This is a genomic window from Mucilaginibacter terrenus, assembly GCF_003432065.1.
Classification (GTDB): domain Bacteria; phylum Bacteroidota; class Bacteroidia; order Sphingobacteriales; family Sphingobacteriaceae; genus Mucilaginibacter; species Mucilaginibacter terrenus.
Genome location: NZ_QWDE01000002.1, coordinates 918,385 through 939,380 on the forward strand (window position 1 = coordinate 918,385; position 20,996 = coordinate 939,380).

At 45.3% G+C, this 20,996-nt stretch carries 21 protein-coding genes; 7 read left to right on the top strand and 14 right to left on the bottom strand.

Annotation, left to right across the window (positions count from 1 at the left end):
- Positions 1-51: 51 nt before the first annotated feature.
- The 7 genes from DYU05_RS14700 to DYU05_RS14730 form a co-directional block, all read right to left on the bottom strand.
- Positions 52-1,002, bottom strand: a complete 951-nt coding sequence (locus DYU05_RS14700; RefSeq protein WP_117383856.1) for a bifunctional riboflavin kinase/FAD synthetase — start codon at positions 1,000-1,002, stop codon at positions 52-54.
- Positions 1,003-1,056: 54 nt separating this feature from the next.
- Positions 1,057-1,773 carry a tRNA pseudouridine(55) synthase TruB gene (gene truB, locus DYU05_RS14705; RefSeq protein WP_117383857.1) on the bottom strand — a complete coding sequence of 239 codons (717 nt, stop codon included), beginning with the start codon at positions 1,771-1,773 and terminating at the stop codon, positions 1,057-1,059.
- A gap of 152 nt (positions 1,774-1,925) precedes the next feature.
- Positions 1,926-2,726 (bottom strand): undecaprenyl-diphosphate phosphatase, encoded by an 801-nt coding sequence (locus tag DYU05_RS14710; protein WP_117383858.1) that lies wholly within the window; start codon positions 2,724-2,726, stop codon positions 1,926-1,928.
- Between the two features lie 6 nt (positions 2,727-2,732).
- Positions 2,733-3,002: a DUF3098 domain-containing protein gene (locus DYU05_RS14715; RefSeq protein ID WP_117383859.1), complete on the bottom strand. Its 270-nt coding sequence runs from the start codon at positions 3,000-3,002 to the stop codon at positions 2,733-2,735.
- 46 nt (positions 3,003-3,048) lie between these two features.
- The gene (locus DYU05_RS14720) at positions 3,049-3,927 is read right to left on the bottom strand and encodes a cell division protein FtsX (protein ID WP_117383860.1); all 879 of its coding nucleotides are present in this window, start codon (positions 3,925-3,927) and stop codon (positions 3,049-3,051) included.
- Positions 3,928-4,090: 163 nt separating this feature from the next.
- Positions 4,091-4,987: an MBL fold metallo-hydrolase gene (locus DYU05_RS14725; protein ID WP_117383861.1), complete on the bottom strand. Its 897-nt coding sequence runs from the start codon at positions 4,985-4,987 to the stop codon at positions 4,091-4,093.
- A 54-nt stretch (positions 4,988-5,041) separates the two neighbouring features.
- Positions 5,042-5,899 carry an alpha/beta hydrolase gene (locus DYU05_RS14730; protein ID WP_117383862.1) on the bottom strand — a complete coding sequence of 286 codons (858 nt, stop codon included), beginning with the start codon at positions 5,897-5,899 and terminating at the stop codon, positions 5,042-5,044.
- Positions 5,900-6,082: 183 nt separating this feature from the next.
- Here DYU05_RS14730 and DYU05_RS14735 point away from each other — a divergent pair, with 183 nt between their 5' ends.
- Positions 6,083-7,330: a serpin family protein gene (locus DYU05_RS14735; protein WP_117383863.1), complete on the top strand. Its 1,248-nt coding sequence runs from the start codon at positions 6,083-6,085 to the stop codon at positions 7,328-7,330.
- A 49-nt stretch (positions 7,331-7,379) separates the two neighbouring features.
- Here DYU05_RS14735 and DYU05_RS14740 read toward each other — a convergent pair whose 3' ends face one another.
- On the bottom strand, positions 7,380-9,938 hold the full coding sequence (locus tag DYU05_RS14740) for a phosphocholine-specific phospholipase C (protein WP_117383864.1): 2,559 nt from the start codon (positions 9,936-9,938) through the stop codon (positions 7,380-7,382).
- Between the two features lie 133 nt (positions 9,939-10,071).
- Between DYU05_RS14740 and DYU05_RS14745 the strand changes: the two genes are divergently transcribed.
- Positions 10,072-11,364, top strand: a complete 1,293-nt coding sequence (locus DYU05_RS14745; RefSeq protein ID WP_117383865.1) for an alpha-L-fucosidase — start codon at positions 10,072-10,074, stop codon at positions 11,362-11,364.
- A gap of 71 nt (positions 11,365-11,435) precedes the next feature.
- On the opposite strand, the gene DYU05_RS14750 is transcribed toward DYU05_RS14745, so the two are convergent.
- The 3 genes from DYU05_RS14750 to DYU05_RS14760 all read right to left on the bottom strand — a co-directional run bounded on the left by DYU05_RS14750 (position 11,436) and on the right by DYU05_RS14760 (position 14,030).
- Positions 11,436-12,323, bottom strand: coding sequence for a helix-turn-helix domain-containing protein (locus DYU05_RS14750; RefSeq protein ID WP_117383866.1), 888 nt, complete (start codon positions 12,321-12,323; stop codon positions 11,436-11,438).
- A gap of 8 nt (positions 12,324-12,331) precedes the next feature.
- Positions 12,332-13,336 carry an aldo/keto reductase gene (locus tag DYU05_RS14755; protein WP_117384019.1) on the bottom strand — a complete coding sequence of 335 codons (1,005 nt, stop codon included), beginning with the start codon at positions 13,334-13,336 and terminating at the stop codon, positions 12,332-12,334.
- A 169-nt stretch (positions 13,337-13,505) separates the two neighbouring features.
- Positions 13,506-14,030, bottom strand: coding sequence for a DinB family protein (locus DYU05_RS14760; protein ID WP_117383867.1), 525 nt, complete (start codon positions 14,028-14,030; stop codon positions 13,506-13,508).
- A gap of 203 nt (positions 14,031-14,233) precedes the next feature.
- Between DYU05_RS14760 and DYU05_RS14765 the strand changes: the two genes are divergently transcribed.
- Entirely contained in the window at positions 14,234-15,406 is a 1,173-nt protein-coding gene (locus tag DYU05_RS14765) for an acyl-CoA dehydrogenase (protein ID WP_117383868.1), read from the top strand.
- Positions 15,407-15,653: 247 nt separating this feature from the next.
- Here DYU05_RS14765 and DYU05_RS14770 read toward each other — a convergent pair whose 3' ends face one another.
- Complete coding sequence (locus tag DYU05_RS14770; RefSeq protein ID WP_117383869.1) at positions 15,654-15,905, bottom strand: hypothetical protein; 252 nt, start codon at positions 15,903-15,905, stop codon at positions 15,654-15,656.
- 238 nt (positions 15,906-16,143) lie between these two features.
- Between DYU05_RS14770 and rpsL the strand changes: the two genes are divergently transcribed.
- The 4 genes from rpsL to rpsJ all read left to right on the top strand — a co-directional run bounded on the left by rpsL (position 16,144) and on the right by rpsJ (position 19,657).
- Positions 16,144-16,557: a 30S ribosomal protein S12 gene (gene rpsL, locus DYU05_RS14775; protein ID WP_117383870.1), complete on the top strand. Its 414-nt coding sequence runs from the start codon at positions 16,144-16,146 to the stop codon at positions 16,555-16,557.
- A 19-nt stretch (positions 16,558-16,576) separates the two neighbouring features.
- Positions 16,577-17,044, top strand: coding sequence for a 30S ribosomal protein S7 (gene rpsG / locus DYU05_RS14780; RefSeq protein ID WP_117383871.1), 468 nt, complete (start codon positions 16,577-16,579; stop codon positions 17,042-17,044).
- Between the two features lie 98 nt (positions 17,045-17,142).
- Positions 17,143-19,248: an elongation factor G gene (fusA, locus tag DYU05_RS14785; RefSeq protein WP_117383872.1), complete on the top strand. Its 2,106-nt coding sequence runs from the start codon at positions 17,143-17,145 to the stop codon at positions 19,246-19,248.
- 103 nt (positions 19,249-19,351) lie between these two features.
- Entirely contained in the window at positions 19,352-19,657 is a 306-nt protein-coding gene (rpsJ, locus tag DYU05_RS14790) for a 30S ribosomal protein S10 (protein WP_022830652.1), read from the top strand.
- Positions 19,658-19,715: 58 nt separating this feature from the next.
- Here the strand turns inward: rpsJ and DYU05_RS14795 are convergent, their stop codons facing one another.
- Together DYU05_RS14795 and DYU05_RS14800 are read right to left on the bottom strand one after the other, a co-directional pair.
- Complete coding sequence (locus DYU05_RS14795; protein ID WP_117383873.1) at positions 19,716-20,159, bottom strand: hypothetical protein; 444 nt, start codon at positions 20,157-20,159, stop codon at positions 19,716-19,718.
- Positions 20,160-20,170: 11 nt separating this feature from the next.
- Positions 20,171-20,935: a hypothetical protein gene (locus DYU05_RS14800; RefSeq protein ID WP_117383874.1), complete on the bottom strand. Its 765-nt coding sequence runs from the start codon at positions 20,933-20,935 to the stop codon at positions 20,171-20,173.
- Between the last annotated feature and the right edge of the window lie 61 nt (positions 20,936-20,996).

Below are 20,996 nucleotides of genomic sequence, written 5' to 3' on the forward strand. Positions count from 1 at the left end.
CTATAAAACTATAGCTGCCTTTTTTATTGCTCCAGTATTGCGCTCAACTCATTAAGTATTGAATTGCGGGCTGTTGAGGATGAGCAGCGCTTGCACGTCTTCCTTGTCTTTGCCTAGCTGAACGGTTAATTCCTCCAGTGATGCAAAATGTATATCATCCCTTACAAAGTGCAGGAACTCCATACGCAGTATTTTGGTGTAGATATCCTGATTGAAGTTGAAAATGTTTACTTCTATGTTACGCGTCATACCGTTAACGGTGGGCCGGTTGCCTATGTAGGCCATACCATCATAAACCTGCTCTTCTACCCGCACTCTTACAGCGTATATGCCATTTTTGGGTATCAGTTTATACTGCTCTTCTACCATTAGGTTAGCAGTAGGGTAGCCAAGCTGCCTGCCTATCTGGTCGCCGCGAATAACCTTGCCTGTTATGAAGAACGGATAGCCAAGGCAATCGTTCGCAACGTTTATTTGCCCGTCCAGCAAAGCTGTACGCACCCGGGTTGAGCTTATCGCTACGTCATTAATGTCCTGTTCAGGTATCTCCAGTACTTCAAAGTTGTATACAGGCGCTAGTTTAAGCAGGTCCTGCAGGCCGCCCTGCCTGTCTTTGCCAAAACGGTGATCGTAGCCGATAACAATAGTTTTGGTACCTATTTTATCAACCAGGATATCTTTGATGTATTCCTCTGCAGACTGGTTGCTGAAATCCCTTGAAAAAGGCGTGATAATCAGATGATCGACACCCAGGCGCTCCAATAACCCAGCCTTTTCTTCAATTGTTGTAATCAGCTTAATGGTTTCATCCTCGGGATGAAGGATCATGCGCGGGTGAGGAAAAAATGTAAGTATCACTGTTTCGCCGCCGCTTGCAGCAGCAAGCTCTTTTAATCTGGCTATGATCTTGCGATGCCCGATGTGTACGCCATCAAAAGTGCCTATGGTAACCACGGCATTTTTAACGGTTGTAAATTCATCAATATGATGATATATTTTCATAGGAACTGCAAATGTAAATGTAGAAAGCGTAAACTGGAAATTACTTGAGGAATGCTATTCTATTGGCGGGACATTTTTTAATTCACGGATGCTGGTTACCAGTTCCATCACCTCGTGTGCATTCTCGATACGGAAACTGCCGCTGCGCGTTCGGCGGAGGCGTGACAGGTAAGCGCCGTTATTAAGTGCCTTACCAAAATCATTTGCCAGCGATCGGATGTACGTGCCTTTGCTGCACACTACTTTAAAGTCTACTTCGGGGAGTTCTATCCGGGTTATTTCAAACTCTGTAATAGTAACCGTTCGGGCTTTAAGTTCCACCTCTTCGCCGCGGCGTGCTTTTTCATAGAGGCGTTCGCCATCTACCTTTATGGCCGAATGCGCAGGCGGGTATTGCTGTATCTCGCCGGTGAATTGCGCGCAGGCCGCTTTGATCTGTTCTTCGGTAAGCTGACTTAGGTCGAAACTTCCTTCGGGTTCGCTCTCCAGGTCATAAGTTGGGGTAGTGGCGCCTAATACAAGTGTGCCGGTGTATTCCTTTTCTTCGGCCTGAAAGGAGTCGATCTGCTTGGTCATTTTACCCGTGCAGATAATAAGAAGCCCGGTGGCGAGAGGATCCAGCGTACCCGCGTGGCCTACTTTAATCTTCAGCGGCTTAAAAGCATTCCGGATTTTGCCGACAACGTCAAAGCTGGTCCATTTGTACGGTTTGTTCACAAGCAGCAGTTGCCCGTCTACAAAGTGCTGTATATCGGTAAAGTAAGAGGTCAAAGCAAAAAATTAAGCAGCAAAGGTACGCGTCTGAATCAAAATTCTCAGAATCAAAGAATTTACAGGATGCTTTGCAGTCTGTTATATATTTCGTCTTACAATCAGGATTAAGAATTTTGTAAATTCTAAAATTCTGTAAATTCTGATTCAGACTACACCATTTGCAAATTGTGGCCGGTCATTAATAGCACTATAATAACCCCACCAACTAATATGCGGTACCAGCCAAACAGCTGAAATCCCCTTTTCTCAAGAAAAGTAATGAAAGATTTTATAGCTAGCATAGCCACTATAAACGCAATAATGTTGCCTACTACCAGGAACTTAATCTGCTCGCCGGTGAACATTTGCTCGTGCGTTTTGTGGTAATCCCACACCTCTTTTAAAGTAGCGCCAAACATGGTAGGCACGGCTAAAAAGAAAGAAAACTCTGCAGCGGCAGTACGGCTAAGCTTTTGGCTCATGCCGCCAACTATTGTAGCGGCAGAACGGGATACACCCGGTATAACTGCAAGGCACTGAAAAAGGCCAACCTTCAGAGCTGTTGGGTAAGAGATGTTCTCTTCTTTTGTGACAGCTGTGTCCTGATTAAACCATTTGTCGACAAACAGCAGGATGATACCGCCTACCAGCAGCGAAATAGCCACCACAAGTGGGCTTTCCAGCAATTTATCAATGTGCTTTTTCAGCAATACGCCAACTATTACTGCCGGAATAACACCAACCACTAATTTAAAGTAGAAGTCGATAGAGCGGAAAAAGCGTTTAAAGTAAAGGATAACTACAGAAAGTATAGCACCAAGCTGTATCACTACCTCAAACAGCTTTACAAAGTCATCAGTAGCTATGCCCATAACAGACGATGCAATAACCATGTGACCTGTAGAAGAAACAGGAAGAAATTCGGTAAGGCCTTCTATTATCGCGAGAACAATTACGTGGATAAGGTTCATGGTAGGTTATGCAGTTGGTTTTTTTAGGATAGCAAAAAAACCAAGGGCAAATCCCGCAAGTACAACTACCGGGGCAATAACAATTTTGGTGGTGCTGTAAATATCTGTAGTGCCGCTCATGAGAAAGAAACCGATGGCTACTACCACAATGCTGATGATGAGTAAGCGGTAGTTTTCTTTGCCGAACACGAATTGCACCGGCTGAGTATCTGCTACCGGCTTTGTTGCGGTAGTGCTTGTTTTTACTGTTGCAGCAGTCTTTTGTTGCTGTGCCATATATCTTTAAATTAATGTTGTTAATGAATGTAAAAGGACCTGTTAATTATCTGTACAGGTCGTATATTTTTAAACGTAAGAACTTGTTAACCGCAAGGTAGGTGCTAACGGCCGACATTAAAATGCCAAGGCCGATGACCCCTAAAAATACAATGCCGAACTCTGTATAGTTCTGTAAGATAACCAGATCAGGGACCTGCTTGTAAGCCAGGTATAAGGTAAGTATCAGTATCAGGATAGCTATTAAGCCACCAAGCAAACCATGCCATATACCATAAAGCAGGAACGGTTTACGTATAAAGCCCTTTGTGGCGCCTACCAGCTGCATAGACTTAATTAAGAAACGCTGTGAGTAAATAGCCAGCCTGATGGTGTTATTTATCAGTGCGACAGACAGCACCACGAATATACCAGCGAAGGCCAGTATTACCAGGCTTATGGAGGTAAGGTTCTGGTTCATCTGGTCAACAAGTGACTGCTGGTATTTGACCTCTTTTACTAAAGGGTTCTTCAATAGATCCGCTTTAAATTTGTCTATGCCCGAGTTGTTGGCGTAGTCTGCCTTCAGGTAAACATCCAATGACTGCGACAGGGGATTGTAACCCAGGAATTTTACAAAATCCTCCCCAAGGTCTTTCTGCAGGTTGCGTGCAGCAAGCTCTTTACTTACATACTGGGTTTGCTTCACCATAACGTTGCCGTCCAGCTGTTTTTGCAGTTGCAGCACATCCGCCTCGTGGGCGGCATCGTCCATGAAAATGTTTAATACGATGTTCTCTTTTACGTAGCGCGAAAGGTTATTGGCATGTACCAATATCAGCCCCAGTAATCCTATCATCAGTAATACCATGGCTATACCAAAAACCGTAGAAATATATATGGTCTTGGTTTTTTTTGCCGACGCGCTTGTTTCGAATTCTTCCATTCTTGATCAGATATAAGATGCACAGCTGATAACGGATTAATACGCAACCAGTCTAAATCAACCTATTATCCTGCGAAAATAGCAAACCCCTGCTAAAGCTGAAAGGATATGCAGGATAATTAACAATTATTAACGATCCTGCATACCTGCCAAGTGATATAGATTACGCCGTCAACTCCTCGTAAGCTGCGGTTAGTCCGCGTTCTATGCCGCCACCTTGAAATTCGGTTACTCCGGGAATACTTTTTGCGGCAAGTATCTCCTCTTTGGTTTTGCCTGCTTTTATGCTGCTTTCTACGTAGGCTACCAGTTTCACTAGGAAGTCCTGCATTAATTTAAGGTCTTCTGCTGTGCCGGTAACTTTAACGGGGTCGAACGCGTGACCAAAAACATACTGTGTTTTACTGTCAAATGTCTTTAATGATGATTCCAGCGCCAATGGCCAATGCTTGCACGAAGCGCCTGCGCTACGGTCTATATATGGGTACATACGGTTAAATACAAGATCGCCGGTGTGAACAATATTAGCGTGCTCAAAATGGATCATAGCATCGCCGTTGGTATGGCCGGTGCCAAAGTAATGGGCAGCAATGCTTTCGTCGCCGTGTTTTATCTTCCACTTATCTGTAAAGGTAGTGTCGGGGTAAAGCTGTTTGTCATCATTACCGCCTTTGGCAGCAGCATTCTTCTGATTAGTAAGCGAGTTGGCATGAGCTGCTACCTTCTTCACTAAGCCTTTGAACGCGATGTTGCCGCTGGTATGGTCGCCATGGTGGTGAGTGTTGATAAGCCACTGAAAAGGTTTATCGCTTTTCTTTTGCATTTCAGCAATCAGGTGCGGCGCTGTATCCGGGAACTGCGCATCTACAACCACAATGCCTTCCTTATTTACCAGCCACGCAATGGTGCCACCTTTTTCGGTGAAGATGCCTACGTTGTTGCGGAGCGGAGTTACCTGGTAGCCGGGTTGGGCAAGTAAATTGGCAAAGCCACTTTTGCTTAGAAAAGCCAGTGCACCTGCTGTTAGTGCTGTTTGGGTTATAAATTGTCTGCGTTGCATATGTTTTTCTGATTGATGTTCTACTTATTGGTTCAGCAAGATAGCATTTAGCCGTTAATATTGATGGAATGACTGCGACACAAACTCCAGCACCACAGGTAACGAGGCACGCCAGTAGGTCCAGTTGTGAGCGCCGTCGCGTACGCGGTACTCGTGCGGAATATCTTTTTTACGCATTAAGTTGTGTACAAGGCCATTCCCTTCGTACAAGAAATCGTCGTCGCCTACATCCATAAACCAGCGCACTGCTTTCTTCTGTGCGTCGGGCATGGCCTCCATCAATGGTAATACGCTGTACTTATTGTAATAGTTGCTTATGGTACTATCTGCCAAACCAGGTGTAGCCTTGGTGAGGGCGGCCTTAGCAGCGTCTAAATTCAAATACCCGGTAGCAGCACTTAGCGGGCAAGCCGAAGAAAACATCTCCGGGTGGTGCAGCGCGTAAATAAAGCTACCGCCGCCGCCCATGCTCAGCCCGGCTATGGCACGGAAGCGCTTATCGCTTTTAACCTTGTACTTTTTCTCTACAAAGGGTACAAGTTCAAAAAAAAAGAAATCCTCGTAATTCCAGTCGCCTTTTATATCATTAAAATATCCTCGACGGCCTGTATTGGCGTCGGGCATTACAATTATCATCGGTGTGGCGGTACCTTCGCGTATGGCCTTGTCGGTAATGTTCAGCACTTCGCCAAATTGTACCCATCCGGTTTGATCGTCACCGGCACCATGCAGCAAGTACAGTATTGGGTAAGAGCGGCCGCTGCTTTCATAATCGGGCGGAAGGTATATAGCGTACTTACGTTCGCTCTTTAGTATTTTACTGTTTACGGTTAGGTTGTCGTACACTTTGCCGGTCTGCGCCATTACAGCAAAAGGGCAAAGCATAAGCATGCATGCAATAAGCTTTTTCATTTATAAAGGGTTTTCTAATTGGGAGCGTACAACCGGGGTTTGTTGCTGGCAGATAAATTTAATAATAAAACACCGAAGTGCAAGGCCAGGCTTATCTCTTTTTTGTAGCTGCTGTATCACTGGCGTTTACACCTGCGTAATGTATTTGTAAACTAAACAAAACACTAACTAAAACTTATTACAATGAAGCGCATAAGTAAATCTCTTCTGCCCGGCCTGCTGGCGATAGGGCTGTTTTCCTGCAACAAAAGTGACCTGGAGCCCGGCACCGGTAAAGACCTTGTATTAACTGCCACCGAACAGCAAAAGGTTGCTGCTGACAATAAGTTCACGCTTAAGCTATTCAAAGGAATAGGACTGGCAGACAGTATAGATCATAATGTATTTATGTCGCCGTTAAGCGTAAGCTTTGCTATGGCGATGACGGCAAACGGAGCAAAAGGCGCTACGCTCGACTCCATCAACAAGGTCATGGAGTTTACCGGCTTTACACGGGACGACGTTAATAACTACTACAATAAGCTGGTGACCGATCTGCCGCAACTAGACCCTAACACAAAGCTCAATATAGCTAACTCCATATGGTACCGCCAGGGCTTTAACGTGCTGCCCGATTTTATATCTGTAAACACCACAAAATACCAGGCACAGGTACAAGCGCTTGATTTTGGAAGTGCATCAGCAAAAAACACCATTAACGACTGGGTGAGCGGTAAAACAAATGGTAAAATTCCTACTATAATTAATGCTATACCGACGGAAGTACAAATGTATTTAATAAACGCCATTTACTTTAAAAGTACCTGGAAGGCGAAGTTTGATGCTGCAAATACTGCTAAAAAGCCTTTTTATTTACAAGGCGGTGGTACAGTGCAGGCGGACCTGATGTCCAAAGAAGGGCTCGAATATAAAACAAACTTTATCCCCGCTGACAGTACCCGGATTGCCGAAATCCCTTACGTGCATGATAAGTACAGTATGGTTATTGTGCTTCCGGGGGCAAACAAAACGGTGAAGCAGGTGCTCAGTGGCCTTACTGCCGATAAATGGCAATCCTGGATGAGCGGCTTATACCAACTTAAAGGGCGCGTTATTATGCCTAAATTTAAGTTCAGCTATGGCAAGACACTCAACCAGCCCTTGTCGTCCTTGGGTATGAGTCTGCCTTTCAGCAACTCTGCCGACCTGTCTGGCATTAATGGTAATGGCGGGCTTAAGATAACTGAAGTAATGCACAAAGCATTTGTAGAAGTTAACGAAGAAGGTACTGAAGCGGCTGCTGCAACGTCAGTATCTGTTGGTGTTACTGCTCCGGCACCATCACCAGACCTGGTGCTGGACCGCCCGTTTATGTTTGCGATAAGGGAGATGAAAACCGGGTTGATTATTTTTGCGGGTATTATAAACAACCCCACGTTAGCAGGTCAATAAGTTCATATCTATATAAAACAAAAGCGCTCCAGGTCGGGGCGCTTTTGTTTTATACCATGTCACCCATCAACGGGTCGCTAAAGCCTGGCTTGCCTGTTTCTACCCGTCCTGCGTAGCGTGCTGCGAAATCCGGGTAACCTTTAACTTTAACACTGAAGTCATACCAACCAAAGCTTTTAGCCAGGTCGATCTTCATTATCTGCGGAGCAAAGCTTTCGTAATGAATGGTCATCTGCTTTGCCGTGGTCTTGTAGGCATTGTCAGTAACCTCTACGGTTAGCGGCGCGTGATTGCCGGGTATGCTAAAGGTAAGCGCAACGTTGCCGTTTGCTGCATTACTCACCATTTGATAGGCAAAGTCAACGTTTATCTGTGGGTCTTTTGCATCACCTTTAAACTCCCTGTAAAAGCCATTTGGCCCGTAAACACGCAAATAATATTTGCCGTTCTCAAAATCAGCCAATGGCCATTCATCTGTAATAGTATCTCCCGGAGTTACCGCGTAGCTCCATGTGCGTACAACTTCCATAGTGCCCGGCGTGTGCAGGCTTGCATATTTGCCCGGCGCGTAAACATTAAATGCCCCGCCTGCAGCCTGTTTGCCAAAAAGCTTGTCGCCGGCTTTAAAAGTAAGTTCTACCGCGTTTTTGGCTTTATTAAAGCCGCCGTCGACGTATAGCTCGTACGGCAAAGCGCAGGCGTGCTTGATGCCTTTCTCCTGCTGTGCCATAATGGGCGAAGTACGCGGGTTGTGTTTTATTGTTTTAACATCAGCGTCGGTAAGTTTTTTGAAGGTAGGCAGGCTCTTGAACTTGGCTTTGTGAATACCTTTTACATAAGCATCCATATCTAAGAATACTGGTGTAGGTATTTGCTCGCCATTATACTGCCTGAAGGCCGAGGTTAGGTCACCACAAACCGTCCGGCGCCAGTTGCTGATGTTGCTTTCTTTAACATCCTTACCAGTTTTAAGCTTGATGAACTTCTCCAGAAACTGCAGGCTGGACGTATGGTCGAAAACTTCCGAATTCACCCATCCGCCGCGGCTCCATGGCGATGCGATGATCATCGGTACCCGATAGCCCAGGCCAATAGCATTTTCGCGGTAGTATTTGGCATCCCACTCTTTGCGCTTTTTTTCCTGATCCATAGTAACAAACTCTGCCTGGGTATCTATACCACCTGATACTTTTCCGGTGCCCGGCTTGTGCGAATGTGGCGCCACGAAGGGCGGCACATGGTCAAAGTAGCCGTCGTTCTCGTCATAGGTAAGAATAAAGATGGTCTTCTTCCAAACTTCGGGGTTGTGCGTCAGGATGTCCATTACTTCTGATACATACCATGCGCCATACCATGGTGCGCTGGGGTGGTCAGAGAAATTTTCGGGCGCTGTTATCCATGATACTGTAGGTAGCTTGCCTGTTTTAACATCCTCCCTAAACTGATACAGTACATCGCCTTTGGGTACCTGTACCTCACGCGCAACACCATTGTCGGTATATTTAAGTGTGGTTAGCTTGTGGTAATTGTCGTCTTTACTGTTGGTGTCAAATGCTTTTTTGTGGATGTTCTTTTCGCGGTCTGTCAGCTTATCAAACGTGCCTGCCTCGGTTAGGTGGATGTCTTTTTTTATATTCTCCATATCCTTGCGCATTTGTTTTAGCTGCAGTTGCAGGTGGTCTATGTGTGCATCTCCGGGTGGCAGCGCAGCAAGCTTCTTTTCAGCTTCGGCAATCTGCGCCGGTAACAGCGCGTGTTTCTTTTTAAGGTATTCTAAGTGCTTACTGTGAAGTTTTACATGATACTGCTCAAAATACTCCAGCGGGTTATCCCCAAAATTCGATAACCAGGATTCCTGTTCACCCTCAAAGCCAACGTTAACGTATAATTCGTTCTGGTAACACTTCCAGGATATACCGGCTTCTTCCAGCCGTTCGGGGAAAGTGGTCCAGTTCAGGGTTTCAAAGTCAGCATCCTCGTTCCACACATTTGCCTGAGAGTCTTCATTCTGGTCTTTGCGAATAGTTCCGCTCCACAGGAACAAACGGTTTGGCGTAGTACCGGTGAGCGACGAGCAAAAGTGCTGGTCGCAAACGGTAAACGCATCGGCCAATGCGTAGTTAAAGGGGAGGTCCTGCCGGGTATGGTAGCCAAGGGTAAGCGGCATGTCCTTGTACGCTTTGCTGCCCGATTGTTTTTCTACCAGCCATTTATCAAACTTACCATCGTTACGGGCATCTACCTGGTTTGTCCAGCTATGCGGTAACGAACTCATCCATGTTGCCTTCGTGTTCTTAATATCCAGGTGGAAGGGAGCGTAAGTATCGCCCTTACGGTCGGTTTGCAGCCATACTGGGTTGCCGTTCGGCAGGTCTATTGCTCGTGGGTCATTGTACCCACGTACACCCTTAAGGGTGCCGAAGCAATGGTCGAACGAGCGGTTCTCCTGCATTAATATCACTACATGTTCTGCATCCTGCCAGGTGCTGCCCTTGGCCGGGTTAATGGCCAAAGCCTTTTGTATAGATGGAGGCAAAAGGCTGCTAAGGCCTGCGGCGCCGCTTAGCATTGCCGCTTTTTTTAAGAACTCTCTGCGGGTATCAGACATGGGTATTAGTAGTTGTGTTTACGCCGGCAATTTAGTAATAGGTATATTAACCCAATATAAATTAATTAGCTGTGCATATTACGGTTAATATAAATTAACTAAATTTCCCACTGTAAATCTAACCACCATTTATATGAAAAAACTTGCCTGCATGCTCCTGCTGGTCTGCTCGCTCAGCGCCGTTGCACAGCAATCTACCTACACACCCGCACCCGAGAACCTGGAAGCCAGAAAGAAGTTCCAGGACCTTAAGTTTGGCCTGTTTATTCACTGGGGTATTTACAGCATACTGGGCGATGGCGAGTGGGTAATGAATGAAAAACGCATACCATATGATAGCTACAAGCGCCTGGCCGATTTTTTTAATCCGCAGGACTTTGATGCGAAAGCCTGGGTGGCATTTGCCAAAAATGCAGGCATGAAGTATATCACCATTACTTCGCGCCATCATGACGGGTTCAGTATGTTTGCTACCAAAAAGTCTTCCTACAATATAGTAGATGCGACGCCTTACCACAAAGACCCACTTATGGAGTTGGCGAAGGAATGCCAGAAAGAAGGTATTGAATTGCACTTTTATTACTCGCTTTTAGATTGGGGCCGGGCAGATTATGCTTATGGCAGCCAGATAGTTGACGGTAAACCTGTAAAAGGAGATTGGGACAGCTACATAAAGTTCATGAAAGACCAGCTTACCGAATTGATCACCAAATACCCGGGCGTAAAAGGTATCTGGTTCGATGGTAACTGGGAGCGGCCCAACGCCAACTGGCATTACGACGAGATATATGGGTTAATACACAAGCTAAACCCGGCCATACTGGTGGGTAACAACCATCACCTCGCACCAAAAGAGGGGGAGGACTTCCAGATGTTTGAGAAAGACCTGCCCGGCCAAAACCATACCGGCTTCAGCGGTGAATCAACCATTGGTAAGCTGCCACTGGAAACCTGCGAGACTATTAACAACAGCTGGGGCTTTAAGATAACCGACAGGACATTTAAATCGAGTAAGCAAATCATCCAGTACCTGGTGAATGCAGCCGGGCATAACGCCAATTTTCTGCTGAACATTGGCCCGATGCCAAACGGCAAGATACAGCCTGAATTTACCGATACACTTAACCTGGTTGGTGCATGGGTTAAAAAGAATGGCGAAAGTATTTACAACACGCGTGGCGCTATAGTGCCCGCACAGCCATGGGGAACGTTAACCAGTAATGGTAAAGCTTTATACGCGCACATAACCAATGCGCCGGGTGAGCCATATATTTTTATACCCGAGCTAAAAAGCAAGGTAACCAAAGCCGTATTACTTGGTGGCGCCGCAGTTAAGTTTAAACAGCAGCCGGAGGTTTTATTTATTTACACCAGCGGTGTGGTTATGGATCCGGTAGATACAATTGTTAAGCTTACCACAAATTAACCAGCAGTACTTTCAACCTGAATCAAGAGAGGCCTTATCATTGATGAGATGATAAGGCCTCTTATTGGTAGTCAATTAAAAGCCTGACGAAATTCCAGCGGCGACAGATTCGTCTTCTTTTTAAAGAGCGTGCTAAAGGACTGCGCGTGCTCAAAGCCCAGGGCGTAGGCGATTTCGCTAACCGAAAGACTAGTTGTAGAAAGTTTTTCTTTCGCTTTCGCGATCAGTTTTTCATGAATATGCTGCTGAGTGTTCTGACCGGTATGAATGCGAAGCAGGTCACTCAGGTAGTTCGGTGACAGGTTCATCTGCGCAGCAATATATTGTACCGTAAGCAAACCGGGTACGTCGCCGTCAAAGTAGTCATCTATCAACTGCTCGAACCTGGTCAGCAGTGCCGAATTGTTATTCTTGCGGGTTAAAAACTGCCTTTCGTAAAATCGGTTGGAGTACTTTAGAAGGCTCTCGATCTGTGTAAGAATGATCTCCTGTGTATATTTATCTATATGCCGGCACTCTTTGTCAATTTTATGGAGGATGGCAATCAGGTCATCTTCTTCCTCTGTAGAAAGGTGCAGTGCTTCGTTAACCGCATAATCAAAAAACCCGTAGTGATGGATGTTGTTCGCCAGCGGGTGCTGCAACAGAAAATCGGGGTGGAAGATAAGGAGATAACCAGACCCGCATTCCATATTTTGCAGGTCTAGTTGCTGCACCTGGTTTGGCGCGGTAAAACTCAATACGCCTTTATCGTAATCATAGTGCTGCTGCCCGTACTTTATCTTGCCCTTGGCTTCGCGTTTGAGCGCCACGCAGTAGAAGCGGTTTACGAAACCCTTCCAGATCTCATCTTCCAAGAAAACGCTTTCCGCCAGGTTGATCACACTAACCAGCGGGTGGCGGGGTTCGGGCAACGACAGCAACCGGTGAAATTCTGATAGGGAGTTAATAGCGTTCATAAACAAAACTAATCAATTAAGCCCATACTAAACTCGTCGTAAGGAGCGCCTGTGTCTGTACCTAAAGGCACTATGCTTTCCAGTTGTGGAAGATCTGCCTCCGTTAGCTCAATGGTTGTAGCCGCAAGGTTTTGCTCCAGGTATTTTCTACGCTTTGTTCCGGGTATAGGCACTATCCCCTTGCTCATGATCCAGGCCAAAGCCAGCTGGGAAGATGTGACGTTCTTTGCTTCGGCCATGGCTTCAATTGCCTTAATCAGTTCGATATTCTTATTAAACATTTCGCCTTGGAAACGTGGGATCGCTCTGCGGAAATCATTTTCGGGCAGGTCGTCGATGCTTTTGATCTGTCCGGATAAAAACCCACGGCCCAATGGTGAGTAAGCTACAAACCCGATACCTAATTCTTTTAACGCTGCTAAAACCCCGCGTTCTTCCACAGTTCGTTCAAATAAAGAATACTCGCTTTGTACTGCGGTAATGGGGTGGACTGCATGCGCCCGCCTAACCGTTTCAGACGACACTTCCGACAAGCCGATATAACCCACTTTGCCTTCTTTAACCAGCTCAGCCATTGCCGCAACCGTTTCTTCTATTGGCGTATTTTTATCCAGGCGGTGCAGGTAATACAGATCGATGTGATCCGTATTGAGGTTCTTAAGTGAACGCTCTAACGATTTCTTAACGTAGTCCTTTTTGCCGTTAATGGCCCAGGTCACTTTATTGTTGTCATCTATTTCCCAGCCAAACTTGGTAGCTAAAATATACTGATCGCGTTTACCGCTGATGGCCTTTGCGATGAGTTGCTCGTTCTTAAGCGGTCCGTACAGATCGGCAGTGTCCAAAAAGTTACCGCCCAACTCCAGCGAGCGGTGAATAGTGGCAATGGCTTCCTGCTCATCCGCTGGTCCATACATATGTCCTTCTTCAAAACCTGTCATTCCCATACAGCCCAGGCCTATAACCGGCACAACCAAACCCTGGCTGCCCAATGCAATTTGTTTTATTTCCATAATCCAAAGATCGGTAAGCCAAATTGCGGGCATGTATGCAAACCCCCGAAGCTTGTAGGCAAATCAAGGATGCTTTTTAAAAGGTCTATAACGGTACGGAGCTCTGCTACAAAAAAAAGAGGCTGATCATATTTCATGATACAGCCTCTTTGTGTATTAGCAGTAAGGGTTAAGCAACGGTTTCTTCCACTTCTATCGGGACAAATTGCTCATCGGCACTTGGGCCATAGCTCCCCGGGATAGGTATGTTAAGCAGGCGCAGGTAAACGCCTAATTGTGCGCGGTGGTGTATGATCTGTGACAGCGCCATACGGATAACTTCTGCCTTGGTGTTGCGCACCAGTATGTCTTTTCCGTTACGCAGTGTCCAGGGCTCTTCTAATTTTGCTTCGTTCTCGGCTATAAGCTGCGTACGCCCGTCAACTAATGATCTTTCAAAAAGATCCATCAGTTCGGCAGTATTATTAATAATGGTGGGGTTGTAAGGCGCGGCTGCAAAGTCCAGGCCATCGGTAGTTAGTGCCATTGTTACCCAGGTAGGCAGTTCGGCAATATGAGTAGCCAGGCTGCGTATGTTCATGCTTTTTTCGTGCGGTTGCCAGTCGTACTTGTCGTCCGGAATGCGTTGCAGCATTTTGCGGGTAGTTTCAGATTCTGCGTTTAGTTCCTTCAGGAAGATTTCGATAAGTGCCATAACTTTTTTGTTTTTGAGTTTGTTATACAAAGAAACCGCAGGTTAATGACAGCCCTATGTCAGCAGGAAATACAATTAACTGAATTATTTTGATCATTCACTTTTCTTAAGAAGTTGACAGATGAGCAAAACAAAACCTGCACAAATTTATTATGCATGCATAGTATTTTTATTATCTTTACCGTTACCAATAATAAACACCAATGGACCAGTTACTTACCGACAGCACTACAGGGTACGATTTTTCCATAAGCGATAACCAGGCAATGATAGGCCAAATGGCGCGTGATTTTGCAGAAAGGCACATTAAACCTAATGTTTTGCAGTGGGATGAAGAACAGCATTTTCCACTGGAGTTATTTAGGCAATTGGGTGAACAAGGCATGATGGGCGTGCTTGTACCGGAAGAATATGGTGGTTCCGGCTTCGGCTATGCCGAGTATGTGACTGTCATAAGCGAAATAGCAAAAGTTTGCGGTGGGATAGGGTTATCTCTGGCGGCACACAATTCACTTTGTACCGGCCATATCCTCGCCTTTGGCAGCGAAGAGCAAAAACGGCGCTGGTTACCTAAACTGGCCAGTTGCGAGTGGCTGGGTGCCTGGGGTCTTACCGAGGCAAATACCGGGAGTGATGCCATGCGCATGGCTACCACCGCAGTACTGGACGGAGACTATTATATAGTAAATGGCGCCAAAAACTGGATAACTCATGGTAAAAGCGGCGATATTGCTGTGGTAATGGTACGTACCGGTGAAAAGGGAGACAGTAAAGGTATATCTGCCTTAGTGGTTGAGCGTGGCACACCAGGCTTTAGCGCCGGCAAAAAAGAAAACAAGCTGGGAATGCGGGCATCAGAAACTACCGAGATGATCTTTGACAACTGCAGGGTACCTAAAGAGAACTTATTAGGTGCAGAAGGGGAGGGCTTTAAACAAGCCATGAAGGTGTTGGATGGCGGCCGTATATCCATTGCTGCACTCTCATTGGGTATTGCTAAGGGCGCTTTTGAGGCCGCGGTTGCTTATTCAAAAGAAAGGCAGCAGTTTGGTCAGCCGATAAGTAATTTCCAGGGGATTGCTTTTAAGCTTGCCGACATGGCTACCGAGATAGAAGCAGCCGAGTTGCTGATCATGCAGGCCGCTGATTTGAAGAACCGCCATTTGCCGGTAACCAAGCAATCGGCCATGGCCAAGTACTTTGCATCTGAGGTGGCCGTTCGGGTTGCTAATGATGCAGTGCAGATCTTCGGTGGTTACGGGTACACCAAAGACTTCCCGGTAGAGAAATTTTACCGCGATGCCAAACTTTGCACCATTGGCGAGGGAACATCAGAGATACAAAAGATCGTAATCAGCCGGGAGCTGCTCAAATAACGGTCCGTTTTTAAATGGGCAGTTTAAATTAAAGACGTTTAGCTCCTGTATTTTGAACAAGATGTTCTGCGTTTAAAAAAAGTGTGGTTTTTGAAGGTTTTGGATCATAAAAAAAGCAGGCGTGGCCTTGCGCTATACCTGCTTTCAGAATTTTAACTAACTATTAACTGATCGATTGATAAATCGATTAATTGTACAGTAAACTTCAAATATTTTGTTTTAGTATAATTATTATACTAAAAAGTAATTATTCTTTTACTTTCACGGCTATCGGTGGGGTGTAGTAAAATGCCCAGTTATCTACTTTCTTTAATTCTACTTCCATCGGGCCATCAGCTTTACTTATACGTACATTAATGCTGCCATCGGCATTTACGGGCACTGTGGCGTACTTTTTGGTTTCGGCCATTGCAGGCGTTATGCTGCTTTTAAACAGGTTAACAGTAAGTGCGATTGCGATAATGGTTAGGATTACTTTGGTGTACAGGTCGGTTTTCATTGTGTTTTTGTTTTGATTGAAGATAAGCTATATTGTACTTCTGATCAAGTTTTTAGTGGCTATTCTGCTCCTTTTACAACATAAATTGTTGTCCGCAGTAAACCTTGCTAATTACCAGCCGTTTAACTGAAGAGCTTTATTGCAAAAACTTTTCTCAACAGCTTGAATATCAAAAATAATGTTTGTACTTTTGCAGTCCCGAAAACCGGGATAAAAAAAGTAAACATAAAAGGAAAGAATGCCTACTATTCAGCAATTAGTTAGAAAAGGTAGAGTAGCTATGGTTGACAAGAGTAAGTCACCAGCGTTGGACAGCTGTCCACAGCGAAGAGGCGTGTGCACCCGTGTGTACACCACTACCCCTAAAAAGCCAAACTCAGCAATGCGTAAAGTTGCACGTGTGCGCCTTACAAATGGTAAAGAAGTTAACGCCTACATCCCTGGTGAAGGCCACAACTTACAGGAACACTCAATTGTACTTATCCGTGGCGGTCGTGTTAAAGACTTACCGGGTGTACGTTACCACATCATCCGTGGTGCATTAGATACATCAGGTGTTGCAGGCCGTAACCAGCGCCGTTCTAAATACGGTACCAAACGCCCTAAACCAGGACAAGTGGCTGCTGCTCCAACAAAAGGTAAAAAGAAATAATTAAGGAGGATAGAAAGCAATGAGAAAGTCAAAACCAAAAAAGAGAATTATCCTTCCTGACCCAAGGTTTAACGATACCATGGTTACAAGGTTTGTTAATAACATGATGTATGATGGTAAGAAATCTACCGCATACTCTATATTTTACAACGCAGTTGATATTGTTGAGAAAAAAACCAGCGAAAGCGGTTTAGATACCTGGAAAAAGGCTCTTAACAATGTAATGCCATCTGTAGAAGTAAAGAGCCGCCGTGTAGGTGGTGCTAACTTCCAGGTACCTACCGAGGTTCGCGCCGAGCGCAAGATCGCTTTAGGTATGAAATGGTTAATCAGCTATGCACGCCGTCGTGGTGAAAAAACCATGATGGAGAAACTTGCAGGCGAGATCATCTCTGCTGCTAAAGGCGAAGGTGCTGCTGTTAAGAAGAAAGAAGATACGCACAAAATGGCTGAAGCCAACAAAGCGTTCTCACACTTCCGTTTCTAATAAAAGGATTACACCGATTTAATATAGGATCACATTTGTCATGTTATTATTGCATGCCAGGTGTGGTCCTTTAAATCAAGAAATCAAATCAAACAAAAATGTCAAGAGATCTAAGATATACAAGAAACATAGGTATTGCTGCTCACATTGATGCCGGTAAAACCACTACAACAGAGCGTATATTGTACTATGCGGGTGTTAGCCACAAAATTGGCGAGGTACACGAAGGTGCAGCTACGATGGACTGGATGGCTCAGGAGCAGGAGCGTGGTATTACAATTACCTCAGCTGCTACTACTGTAAACTGGAAATACCGTGGCCAGAACTACCACATGAACATTATTGATACTCCGGGACACGTGGACTTTACCGTAGAGGTAAACCGCTCTTTACGTGTATTGGACGGCCTGGTGTTCCTGTTTAGCGCTGTTGATGGTGTTGAGCCACAATCAGAAACCAACTGGAGGCTTGCAAATAACTATAACGTTGCCCGTATCGGTTTCGTTAATAAAATGGACCGTAGCGGTGCCGACTTTTTAAATGTTGTAAAACAGGTAAAAAGCATGTTAGGCAGTAACGCTGTTCCGCTTCAGTTGCCAATTGGCGCCGAAGAACACTTCAAAGGTGTTGTTGACCTGATCAACTGGAGAGGTATCGTTTGGAATGAGCACGATAAAGGTATGACCTTTACTGAAGTGCCTATCCCTGAGGACATGATCGAGGAAGCAACCGAGTGGAGAGAAAAACTTCTTGAATCAGTAGCTGAGTACGACGAAAGCCTGATGGAAAAGTTCTTTGACGCACCTGATACTATTACTGAGCGCGAAGTACTTGATGCTTTGCGTAAAGCGGTATTAGATGCTAAGATAGTTCCTATGGTTTGCGGTTCATCTTTCAAAAACAAAGGTGTACAAACCATGCTGGACTATGTGATGGAGTTACTTCCTTCACCTATGGATGTTGAAGGTATCATTGGTACAAACCCGGAAACCGGCGAAGAGATATTGCGTAAACCAGATGTTAAAGAGCCATTTGCTGCTTTGGCATTTAAAATTGCAACAGACCCTTTTGTGGGCCGCTTGTGCTTTATCCGCGTTTACTCTGGTAACCTTGAAGCTGGTTCGTATGTACACAACATGCGTTCAGACAACAAAGAGCGTATCAGCCGTATATTCCAGATGCACGCTAACAAGCAAAACCCTATACCTAACGTAGGTGCAGGTGATATTGCTGCGGTAGTGGGCTTTAAAGATATCAAAACTGGTGATACCCTTTGCGACGAGAAACACCCGATCATCCTTGAGTCGATGAACTTCCCAGAGCCGGTTATCGGTTTAGCAATTGAGCCTAAAACTCAGGCTGACGTTGATAAATTAGGTATGGCGTTAGGTAAATTAGCCGAAGAGGATCCAACTTTCCGTGTAAACTCTGATGAAGAGACCGGCCAAACCGTAATTAGCGGGATGGGCGAGCTTCACTTAGATATCATCATGGATCGTCTTAAACGTGAGTTTAAAGTTGAGGTTAACCAGGGTGCGCCACAGGTTGCTTACAAAGAGTCTATCACAGGCACTGTACAGCACCGCGAAACATACAAGAAACAAACCGGTGGTCGTGGTAAATTTGCCGATATACAGGTTATATTGTCACCAAATGACGAAGGTAAAGAAGGCTTACAGTTTGTGAACGAAATTAGCGGTGGTGCTATCCCTCGCGAGTTTATCCCATCTGTTGAAAAAGGCTTCCAGGCTTCAATGGTGAATGGTGTATTGGCCGGTTTCCCGTTAACCAGCTTAAAAGTTCGTTTGATTGATGGTTCATTCCACGCGGTCGATTCGGATGCACTTTCTTTCGAGTTAGCTGCTAAGATGGCTTACCGTGAAGCATTGCCAAAATGTAAACCGGTATTGCTTGAGCCGATCATGAAGATCGAAATATTAACCCCTGAAGAAAACATGGGTGATGTTATCGGTGACATGAACCGTCGTCGTGGCCAGTTACTAGGTATGGACAGCCGTGCAGGTGCGCAGGTAATTAAAGCTACCGTGCCACTTTCAGAAATGTTTGGTTATGTAACTCAGTTACGTACCATTACTTCTGGCCGTGCAACATCTACCATGGAGTTTGACCACTATGCTGAAGCACCACGTAACGTACAGGACGAGGTTATTGCTAAAGTAAGAGGTAAAAAAGCTAACGCTTAATAATAAAATGAGTTGATTGGCAACTAGTTGCCAATCAACTCTACAATAAACACACCGGTTGCCCTAATAAATAGCTCTTAGGAACAGCCACAAAACAAACAAAATGAGCCAAAGAATCAGGATCAAATTAAAGTCTTACGACTACAACTTGGTTGACAAGTCAGCCGAGAAGATCGTAAAAACAGTAAAGCCGACAGGCGCTGTAGTTAGCGGACCACTGCCGCTACCAACCGAAAAGAAAATCTTCACCGTTTTGCGTTCACCACACGTGAACAAGAAAGCTCGTGAGCAATTCCAGCTATGCTCTTACAAAAGGCTTCTGGATATCTACAGCTCAAACTCAAAAACTGTAGACGCGCTGATGAAGCTTGAATTGCCTAGCGGCGTTGAAGTTGAGATCAAAGTGTGATAGTACCGGAAGAACCGAGAAATATAAAAGCCATCCTGCAAAGGGTGGCTTTTTTGGTTTATTGCCTAGAGTGCCTTTCACCTAAAAAGTCCTGCCATACACCTTCTAACTCCTCTACAAGTTCTGACCTGATTGAAATTCCGGATGCTTGTGGTGTCCAGGTTTGCGCGGCCAGATTGCCCGTCTTAAGAATATCTAAAGTAAGGATGCGTTCCTTATCAGGATTAAGCAGGGTATCAAACGAGACGTTTATGCGGTGATATATCCTCCCTTTGCGCGATGCAAGAAAGGGTTCTGAACTGACGATTCCGGATGCAAATATGCCTTTTGGTTCCACGCCTACTCTTACCACATAGGCCCGGTCGCCCGGCTTTATTGTTTTATGGCTTACAACGCTCCAGTTGTCGGTTAGTTCACCTGTGTTTTGCAGCTTCTCAATATCTTTATCCAGGTCAGCCCAGGCAAACTTTATCGGGTTCCAACCAAAAAGGTATGATCTCACAGCGATTTAATTTATTCTCTTCCCGTGAGTTCGTCCAGCCTGTTACGTTCGGTTTGTAGTTCCCGTGCTAGCTTCTTTTCCTTTTCGTTGGCTTTTACTTTAAAGTTTTTGTACTCTTCTTCAAGCTCGTTATAGAGTTTTGTGCGGTATTTTGCTTCGCGGCTATGACTACCGGCCCTGGCTATTACTATAGCGGCGATTGCGCCAAAACCAATTACCAATCCCCACATTATCCAGTTATAAGTAGCTTTTGTAAGCGGTATACCTAAAAGCTTAACCTCGTCTACTTTGGCGTTTGATTGTGATAGGGTTTGCTCGTTGCTATTTAATTGAGTTTGTAGCGTATCGGCTCTCTTGGTTTGTTCTGCCAGCTTGGTGTTAACTTCCTTAAGCTTACGTTTTGTCACGTTAAGGGTATCCGAAAAGTTCTTCCAGAGTGCCGATATAAGTGGTTGCTGATAGTGGTAAACCCGGGTAAGCAAGTATTGGTACTGGCCGTTAAGGCTTTTGTCATTTAACAAGGCGGGGTCTGTAGCCTGGTATTGTTGTGTCGACTTGGCTGCCGGCTGTGCAGCGCCATTAACCGCCGGTACCTGCGTTGCAGCCTTTGCAGCTAACGGCTTAGCAGTATAGGTATTTACTTTGACAGGGGGCCTTATACCAACCTTTACCGGAGCAGGTCTAGCTTTTCTGCTGGTGTCCTGAGCTTGGGTGTTATATGTGCCTGCAGTTACAAACAGTAGAGCAATTAGCAAGGGGGGGAAAAACTTAGTCATAAAGCGTCGCATGTCAAAACGTGTATCAATTATTTATATGGCTGGTTTTGGTTAAACGTCA

What these genes read in the sequence shown, in the direction of transcription:
- DYU05_RS14700 (WP_117383856.1), bottom strand. Translation starts at nt 1,002, where the DNA reads ATGAAAATATATCATCATATTGATGAATTTACAACCGTTAAAAATGCC.
- DYU05_RS14710 (WP_117383858.1), bottom strand. Translation starts at nt 2,726, where the DNA reads ATGAACCTTATCCACGTAATTGTTCTCGCGATAATAGAAGGCCTTACC.
- DYU05_RS14715 (WP_117383859.1), bottom strand. Translation starts at nt 3,002, where the DNA reads ATGGCACAGCAACAAAAGACTGCTGCAACAGTAAAAACAAGCACTACC.
- DYU05_RS14720 (WP_117383860.1), bottom strand. Translation starts at nt 3,927, where the DNA reads ATGGAAGAATTCGAAACAAGCGCGTCGGCAAAAAAAACCAAGACCATA.
- DYU05_RS14725 (WP_117383861.1), bottom strand. Translation starts at nt 4,987, where the DNA reads ATGCAACGCAGACAATTTATAACCCAAACAGCACTAACAGCAGGTGCA.
- DYU05_RS14730 (WP_117383862.1), bottom strand. Translation starts at nt 5,899, where the DNA reads ATGAAAAAGCTTATTGCATGCATGCTTATGCTTTGCCCTTTTGCTGTA.
- DYU05_RS14735 (WP_117383863.1), top strand. Translation starts at nt 6,083, where the DNA reads ATGAAGCGCATAAGTAAATCTCTTCTGCCCGGCCTGCTGGCGATAGGG.
- DYU05_RS14740 (WP_117383864.1), bottom strand. Translation starts at nt 9,938, where the DNA reads ATGTCTGATACCCGCAGAGAGTTCTTAAAAAAAGCGGCAATGCTAAGC.
- DYU05_RS14745 (WP_117383865.1), top strand. Translation starts at nt 10,072, where the DNA reads ATGAAAAAACTTGCCTGCATGCTCCTGCTGGTCTGCTCGCTCAGCGCC.
- DYU05_RS14750 (WP_117383866.1), bottom strand. Translation starts at nt 12,323, where the DNA reads ATGAACGCTATTAACTCCCTATCAGAATTTCACCGGTTGCTGTCGTTG.
- DYU05_RS14755 (WP_117384019.1), bottom strand. Translation starts at nt 13,336, where the DNA reads ATGGAAATAAAACAAATTGCATTGGGCAGCCAGGGTTTGGTTGTGCCG.
- DYU05_RS14760 (WP_117383867.1), bottom strand. Translation starts at nt 14,030, where the DNA reads ATGGCACTTATCGAAATCTTCCTGAAGGAACTAAACGCAGAATCTGAA.
- DYU05_RS14765 (WP_117383868.1), top strand. Translation starts at nt 14,234, where the DNA reads ATGGACCAGTTACTTACCGACAGCACTACAGGGTACGATTTTTCCATA.
- DYU05_RS14770 (WP_117383869.1), bottom strand. Translation starts at nt 15,905, where the DNA reads ATGAAAACCGACCTGTACACCAAAGTAATCCTAACCATTATCGCAATC.
- rpsL (WP_117383870.1), top strand. Translation starts at nt 16,144, where the DNA reads ATGCCTACTATTCAGCAATTAGTTAGAAAAGGTAGAGTAGCTATGGTT.
- rpsG (WP_117383871.1), top strand. Translation starts at nt 16,577, where the DNA reads ATGAGAAAGTCAAAACCAAAAAAGAGAATTATCCTTCCTGACCCAAGG.
- fusA (WP_117383872.1), top strand. Translation starts at nt 17,143, where the DNA reads ATGTCAAGAGATCTAAGATATACAAGAAACATAGGTATTGCTGCTCAC.
- rpsJ (WP_022830652.1), top strand. Translation starts at nt 19,352, where the DNA reads ATGAGCCAAAGAATCAGGATCAAATTAAAGTCTTACGACTACAACTTG.
- DYU05_RS14800 (WP_117383874.1), bottom strand. Translation starts at nt 20,935, where the DNA reads ATGACTAAGTTTTTCCCCCCCTTGCTAATTGCTCTACTGTTTGTAACT.